This window comes from candidate division WOR-3 bacterium, from assembly GCA_039802205.1.
Taxonomy (GTDB): domain Bacteria; phylum Hydrothermota; class Tepidihabitantia; order SM23-42; family JAOAFX01; genus JAOAFX01.
Genome location: JBDRWD010000029.1, coordinates 23,710 through 30,956, shown reverse-complemented (window position 1 = coordinate 30,956; position 7,247 = coordinate 23,710). Strand labels below are relative to the sequence as shown.

Here is a 7,247-nt window from a genome sequence, read left to right as displayed (position 1 = left end):
ATTGAAAATGCCAGAGTAACTGCCACTGTTTATGATAGCATTATAACCCAGGGACCTTTTTGTAAATGCTGTACTACTTTCACGAACAGCAATGGTTTTTATTCTTTTGATAGTCTCTGGCCTGTCCGCTACTGGATGACTGCGTCTTTTGGAAATCATCCACCTATAGGTGAATTATCACCTTCCCTTTGTGCTTTATGGGAAAAACATTTGAATTTCTATTTTGTTGATATAGAAGAACCTGGAGTAGAAACCTTTAACCCATCGGCGTCATTGATAATTTTTCCCAATCCATTCCGGAACCACTGCGTGATTAAATTCCAAATTCCAAATAATTCTGCAATCCGCAATCCACAATCCGAAATTTCATTAAAGATTCATGATGTTTCAGGTCGGGTGGTTAGGCAATTTAACCATTTAACCATTCAACCATTTAACCAGGTTGTCTGGGATGGCTGTGATAATCTGGGGCGCATGTTATCTCCTGGAATTTATTTTGTGCGATTGGAATTTGGAGATTATAGGCAGATTGAGAAGGCAGTGTTGCTTAGATAAAAATGAAGAGGGGACGACGATTTTCTCCTCTGATAAATCTCTTTAAGGAAGTTGATTGAAGAAGTGAATTTGGAGGTAGAGAAATTTGAATCGAAAATTTAAGATTTATTTCTTCTTGAATATGCCGAAGATACCGCCTTTTTTTTCATCATCATCAGAAATTGACGTGGGCTCAGTTTTTGGTTTTTCACTGGTTTTCTCTTGAATTAATTTTACAAGGCCTGATGATATCAGACCATAAAGGATTCTACCGGTTTCAAATTCTGATAATTTAACTCGTTGGGAAATTTCTCTTATTGATAAATGTCCATCGACAAATGCCAGAACCTTCCATTCTTCGGGACGGAGATTGATCTTTTCAATACCCGCATCAGGCACTTCCACGATTTTGGGAATCATATCAAAAGAGGGGATTAGGCGCTGAATTTTGTTCAGCTCGTCGATACGGCGTGCAGCATCGAGGATGACTTGCTGGATTGGTAATTCTACTGTTCTCTCTAATGTTTCTTCTCCAGGTTTGAAGACAAACCGACCTTTGCGCCATTGCAGTATGGCATCTATAGCATGTTCTCCTACGAGGACATTTGTTTTGGCGTGGACAACCATTCCATCTTTGAAATAAACAACCCCGACATCATTCGCGGTTTGAATCCGGAGGCTGCCGTCTTTGGCTCCCAACTGGATCAACTGGAAGACATCGGTCAGTTCGAAATCTTCTAAATTACCTTCAAGCGCCATTATTCTTTATATACTCCCATTTTCCGATATTTTTCTATTCTTTTTGTTATTAGTTCGTCAGTAGGGATCATCTGGAGTTCCTGAATATTACGGAGCACAGCAGCCTTGATATTTTCTGCAGTCTTTTGATAGTCAGTATGAGCACCACCGAGAGGCTCGGGAATTATTTCATCAATAATACCAAACTGGAGTAAATCCTGGGCAGTTAATTTTAATGCCTCAGCAGCATCTTTATTTTTTGAAGCATCACGCCATAGGATGGAAGCACAACCTTCAGGAGAAATAACCGAGTAGATTGCGTTTTCCATCATTAGAACCCGGTCACCTTGAGCGATTGCGAGAGCACCACCCGATCCACCTTCACCCAGTATCACCACCACGATGGGAACTTTTAAGAGCGCACATTCAAAAAGGTTATAAGCAATTGCCTCAAACTGACCTCGTTCTTCTGCACCTACTCCAGGATACGCGCCGGGAGTATCTACAATACTCAAAATTGGCAAGTTAAATTTCTCTCCCATCTTCATTATTCGCAAGGCTTTGCGGTAACCTTCAGGATGGGGCATACCGAAATTCCGTCTAATTTTTTCTTTTGTATCACGACCTTTTTGCTGGGCGACAATTGCGATTGAATGTTCATCAATTTTCGCTAAACCAGCGACGATTGCCGGATCGTCACTGAACCGCCGGTCGCCGTGTAATTCAATAAAGTCTTTAGTGATGAGATTGATGATATCCACTGCATATGGACGTCGGGGGTGGCGTGCCAGTTGAACACGCTGCCAGCGAGTTAGATTGGAGAATATTTTCCTTTTAAGTCTTTCCGCTTGTTGTTGGAGTCTTTCAATTTCATCTTCCACTCCACTGAGTTTCTTTAATTCTTCAATTTTTTTCTCTAGTTCAATAACCGGTTTCTCAAAGTCGAGGTAGAGTCCGCCATTCATGATTTATTAAAATGAAACTCCAATACCAACACTATTAACCATACCCAGATTGTAAGGATAAAGAGAGGCACCATAGTTGATGTGGAGTAGATTATGAGTGATACCTAGGTAAAACCCGGGGAACACTTGATCACGATAGTTTATTGCGAATCCGGTCATAAGTTTTTTACTGAGTTCCAACTCCGCTGCTAAGGATGATTCAAAGGAAGAGGTATTTACCAGATAATGGAGATCGCCACTGAGGGTTAGCAGTCCGAACTTTCGGTAATAGCCCCCACTCAATTTCGCCGGGAGATTAACTGTTTCATTGGCAATTTTTATGGTTCCACCGATGTTTGTTGCACCCAAACTCAAGCCACTTATTTCATTCATATAAGCAAGTGAAAAATCAACAGCCAGGGTGGCACCTGAATAAATGTAAAGATTTTCGTAAATATATTTCGTTTTGATACCAATTCTTCCATTTTGGGTAAAGTTTTTTGAGAGCAAAATTCCTATACAAAAATCGCTCCCCGTATAAAATCCGGTGCTCTCGCCGGTTGGGTAATCAGGATGGGCTTCAATATCACCATAATCGAAGTTCATGATATTTACCCCCAGATTAAAATCGTGGAATTTTCTTCCCAAACCCAAATTCATATTTCTCATTGATTGATACAGGTGGGCATAGGAAAAGTTTACTGTATAACGGCTCTGGTCCGCGATAAAAAGGGATGGATTATAAAAAATTGCCTCAGTACCGGTTGCCCTTGAATAGTATGTCAACAATCCTTTAGGCGAATGAGGCATAATGAGCCCAGAAATACCGGCAGCTGAGATTATCAGGAGCGGTATCATCTATTCCTCAATGATTTCAACATTCGCCCGGGGTAGTTTAACCCTATTTCCATTTTCCAATTCTACTTCCAGAACGCGGACCTTTGATTCCGTTTCAATCGTCTCCAAAGGGATAGGCAGATCTACAACCCGTCCAATCATTCCAAAATATGGTTCTCTAATTATCCGCACTGCCATGCCCACTTCTAAACCCGAACCGGTCGAGATATGGGAGATTTTTTTATCAGGGGCTTTTTCCAGCGGAACAATCACTTCTGGGCGCATAACCCCGGCCCGAATCTGGGTTGCCCCATTTATTGATGCTTTTTTCCCGACGAGTGATTTCAATAATCCAAATGTGCGATCAGCCATTCTGAGTTTTCCAAATCCTTCGGTGACGATGATAGTCAGTCCGACTTTTTCCGAACCGGTTATTGCCACCCCGATGTCGTAACCCATGAATTTTTTCAGGTCTTGATCTTCAATACCTCCGACGATGACCCCACGGGCACCCACCTCGCGCGCCTTTACCAGGGCATCATAAGTTACCAGAGAGCCACCTATTATTATTTTGTCTTTGAAATTTTCATTGATATTCTGCACAGTAAGAACCTCATCCGGTTTGTCCACGGCCAGGGCTAATTCGCCAATTGTTTCTCCTCCTATGCCGAATATCCCCTGGATAAAGCTACCTTCGGTTTTTATCAACACTCCTTCATTAGGAAACACTTTGCTCACCTCACCATCGATGTAAGCAATCACCTGCACTGGAATCGGGGGTTCTCTTAATATTACCTGTCCTGTAATATTGGAGACACTTTCTATCTTACCGCCAATTGGGCTTTTAACCGAAGATTTGAAAAGTCCAAAAAATCCCTTGCTCTGGGCGATTATTTCGTCTTTCTGGATCTCGTCGCCCGGTTTTTTTAACATAACTTCTTCTATTTCATTGGGTAGAATACCCAATAACCCAGCAACATTTACCGTCTGAACATTGCCCGGGAGGGAAGTTTTGGCTACAATCTGTTCGGCGTGAACCCTTTCACCTTCATTGACCAGCACTTCGCCGGGCAAAGGCAGACGTCTCTGTTTCTCAACCACCGTATAGGCAAGTACCTTCAGTCCAGGAGTATAAGCATGTGCCAATGGGGCCTCCTTTGAATCTCAATTATAACCATTTTCTGAAAAAAATCAAGGATTTCTTATCATTTTTCGAACGGTGTTGAGATTTGTTAAATCATCTTTAACTGTGGAGCGCGGGGTCTCCATGATAAAAGGTAGATGATTCAAGGCGGGATGGTTGACGATGAACTTTATGCCTGAACCAATCTTACCTTTCCCGATATGCCAGTGGCGGTCTTTTCTTGAACCTAATTCGCAAAGCGAATCGTTTAAATGGACGAGATGGACCCTTTGGATACCGATGAGGTTATCCAAAACTTTGATGGTTTCTTCAACACCCTGCTCGGTACGTAATTCATATCCAGCGGCAAAGGCATGGCAGGTATCAAAGACAATACCAGTTCGGTATGGATCTAATTCATCCAAGAGCGCGCGGAGGTGTTCGAATTTATAACCAAATTCATTTCCACTGCCTGCAGTATTTTCGATTAGGACGATAATTTTGTTTTTTACTTCACTCAGCGCAACAGTCAATGCCTGGGCCATCTTTTTGATACCCGTTTTGACATCGGGATGTTTCCCACTGTGGGTTATCAGATAATCAGCATTGAGGGTTTCCGCCCTTTTTAGTTCTTCAATCAAGGAGGCAAGCGAATATTGGAATAATGAACTCCGCTCAGACCCGAGATTGATCAGATAAGGGGTATGAATAAAGACTGGAGAGATTTGACCATTTTTTATTTGTTCTTTGAATATTGAAGAGTCTTCAACGGGTATTGTTTTATATTTCCAACTCCGAGGATTACGGGAAAAGAGCTGAATTGTTTCACATTCAACTGCTTTCGCCCGTTGATAGACATTTTTAAAACCTCCAGCAATGGAGATATGGAAACCTAATTTCATCAGCTGGTTATTTTTTGCATTGGGTGCAGAAAGGTTTGTCTTTTTTCAGAACCATACCCCTGCCGCATTCCGGGCACTTTTGTTCAATTGGTGGGTAAAAGGAATTGTAACCGCAATTCTTGCACTTATAGATTTTGCCCTTTTTGTTGGAATAAATGAGAATCGTTCCATTACAAACTGGGCAGGGGACATTGTGGGTCAAGTTTTCGGTATATTTACAGTCCGGGTAACCACCACACGCAAGAAATTCGCCGAATTTACCTTTTTTCAGGATAAGGGATTTCCCACACTTGGGGCATTTTTTATCCGTGGTCTGGACTTCAAGATTTTCCGAATATTTGCATTCGGGGAAACCGGAACACGCGAGGAATTTACCGTATTTGCCCCAGCGGACGACCATCGGGCGTCCGCACTGGGGACAGTTTTTATCCTTCGTCTGCTGGAGGTTCTTTTTTATATTCTCTGCCTCGGCGTTGGCCTGGTTGATTATTGCCACGAAAGGTTCATAGAACTCCCTTACCACATCCTGCCATTTCTTTTTCCCTGTTTCCACCAGATCCAGTTCTTCTTCCATTCGGGCGGTAAAGGGTATTTCAAATATGGTATTGAATCTGGGAATAATGATGTTATACACTTCTTTACCCAGTTCCGTGGGGATGAGTTTACCGTTTTCTTTAACGACGTATTTCCGGTCAAATAGGGTTTGGATGATGTGAGCGTAAGTAGATGGGCGACCGATCCCATTCTCTTCCAATTTTTTAATCAATGTGGCTTCTGTAAAACGGGGTAATGGGGTGGTTTGTTTCTCTTCGATTTTTATTTCTTCTAAAACCACAGTTTCACCTACCTTGAGTTTAGGGAGGTAGCCTTTCTGAGTTGTTTCTCCGGTGAGCAATTGATAACCGAGGAAGATAGGTTTCGTCTCTTCGGCTTTGAATTCCAACCCCTGGTATTCAAGGTAGGCTTCCTTTAGTTCGTAACGCGCATTCGCCATTTGTGAAGCAACAAAACGTTCAAAGATCATCTTGTATATCCGGTACTGATCTGGAGTGAGATGTTCGATTATTTCGTCGGGTTCGATGTTTATCCGGGTTGGTCTTATCGCTTCGTGACCTGATTGGGCAGTCTTGCGGTCCTTAAATTTTCGGGGTTCACGGGGGAGATATTCACTTCCAAATTTTCCATCAATGTATTCACGAACCGCTTCAATCGCCTGTTCGTTCACCCGGGTAGAATCTGTTCGCATATAAGTGATCAAACCGATTGTCCCCTGAGGGAGTTGCACACCTTCATAAAGACTTTGGGCGATTTGCATCGCCTTTTTAGGAGTGATGTTGTATTGACGGGAGGCTTCCTGCTGGAGGGTGGAAGTAATAAAAGGAGGCGGTGGCACTTTCTCTGGGGTGGTGATTTTATAGGCAGTGACATTAAATTTAGTCCCTGGTTGGAGAAGGTTTTTCAGCTTATTGAGTTCTTCTTCAGAAAGAATCTTTCTCTGGGTGCCTTCGATCTTGAAGAGCACAGCTTCAAATTTTTCGTTTTTTGAAGTGGTGAAGGTACCAATGATATTCCAATAAGGCGTCGGTTGGAAGGATTCGATCTCTTTTTCCCGTTCACATATTAACCTCAGGGCAACACTTTGCACTCTGCCAGCAGAAAGCCCTGATTTTATTACCTTCCAGAGGAAAGGACTGGTGAAATAACCTACGAGCCGGTCAAGAACCCGGCGCGCCTTGTGGGCATCGACAAGATTCTGATTGATGGAAACCGGATTTTGAAGGGCTTTCTTCACATATTCTGGAGTGATTTCGTGGAACAATGCCCTTTTGATAATCGGAGCACTGGAATTTAATTCTTCGGCGATATGCTGGGCGATTGCTTCTCCTTCGCGATCCGGATCAGAAGCGATATATATTTTGCTAGAATTTTTACATACCTTTTTTATTTCATTTATAACCTTGGCTTTTCCTTTTATTTTTATATAGCGCGGTTCAAAATTGTTTTCAAGTGATATGCCCAGGTCGGATTTGGGCAAATCTTTTATATGCCCTTTTGATGATACAACTGTGTAATCTTTACCCAAAAAGGACTTTATCGTCCTACCCTTGGTTGGGGACTCAACGATGATGACCTTTTTTCCTTTGTTCACGCTTCATTATAACTAATTCT

General features: G+C 42.3%; 7 protein-coding genes. 1 reads left to right on the top strand and 6 read right to left on the bottom strand.

Features of this window, described 5'->3' with window-relative positions; all coding sequences use genetic code 11:
* Positions 1-555, top strand: a 555-nt coding sequence (locus ABIL39_07300; GenBank protein MEO0165926.1) for a T9SS type A sorting domain-containing protein, incomplete at its 5' end; no start/stop codon positions are given.
* Positions 556-660: 105 nt separating this feature from the next.
* On the opposite strand, the gene ABIL39_07295 is transcribed toward ABIL39_07300, so the two are convergent.
* The 6 genes from ABIL39_07295 to topA are packed head-to-tail and all read right to left on the bottom strand — an operon-like array spanning position 661 to position 7,227.
* Positions 661-1,293, bottom strand: coding sequence for a DUF4388 domain-containing protein (locus ABIL39_07295; protein MEO0165925.1), 633 nt, complete (start codon positions 1,291-1,293; stop codon positions 661-663).
* Positions 1,293-2,237, bottom strand: coding sequence for an acetyl-CoA carboxylase carboxyltransferase subunit alpha (locus tag ABIL39_07290; protein ID MEO0165924.1), 945 nt, complete (start codon positions 2,235-2,237; stop codon positions 1,293-1,295). The genes ABIL39_07295 and ABIL39_07290 overlap by 1 nt, the downstream gene beginning before the upstream one ends.
* A 6-nt stretch (positions 2,238-2,243) precedes the next feature.
* Positions 2,244-3,074 (bottom strand): hypothetical protein, encoded by an 831-nt coding sequence (locus ABIL39_07285; protein ID MEO0165923.1) that lies wholly within the window; start codon positions 3,072-3,074, stop codon positions 2,244-2,246.
* On the bottom strand, positions 3,075-4,199 hold the full coding sequence (locus ABIL39_07280) for a hypothetical protein (GenBank protein ID MEO0165922.1): 1,125 nt from the start codon (positions 4,197-4,199) through the stop codon (positions 3,075-3,077).
* A gap of 45 nt (positions 4,200-4,244) precedes the next feature.
* Positions 4,245-5,078, bottom strand: a complete 834-nt coding sequence (locus tag ABIL39_07275; GenBank protein MEO0165921.1) for a deoxyribonuclease IV — start codon at positions 5,076-5,078, stop codon at positions 4,245-4,247.
* A gap of 7 nt (positions 5,079-5,085) precedes the next feature.
* A complete protein-coding gene (gene topA / locus ABIL39_07270) occupies positions 5,086-7,227 on the bottom strand; it encodes a type I DNA topoisomerase (protein MEO0165920.1) in 2,142 nt (713 codons plus the stop codon).
* Positions 7,228-7,247: the final 20 nt, after the last annotated feature.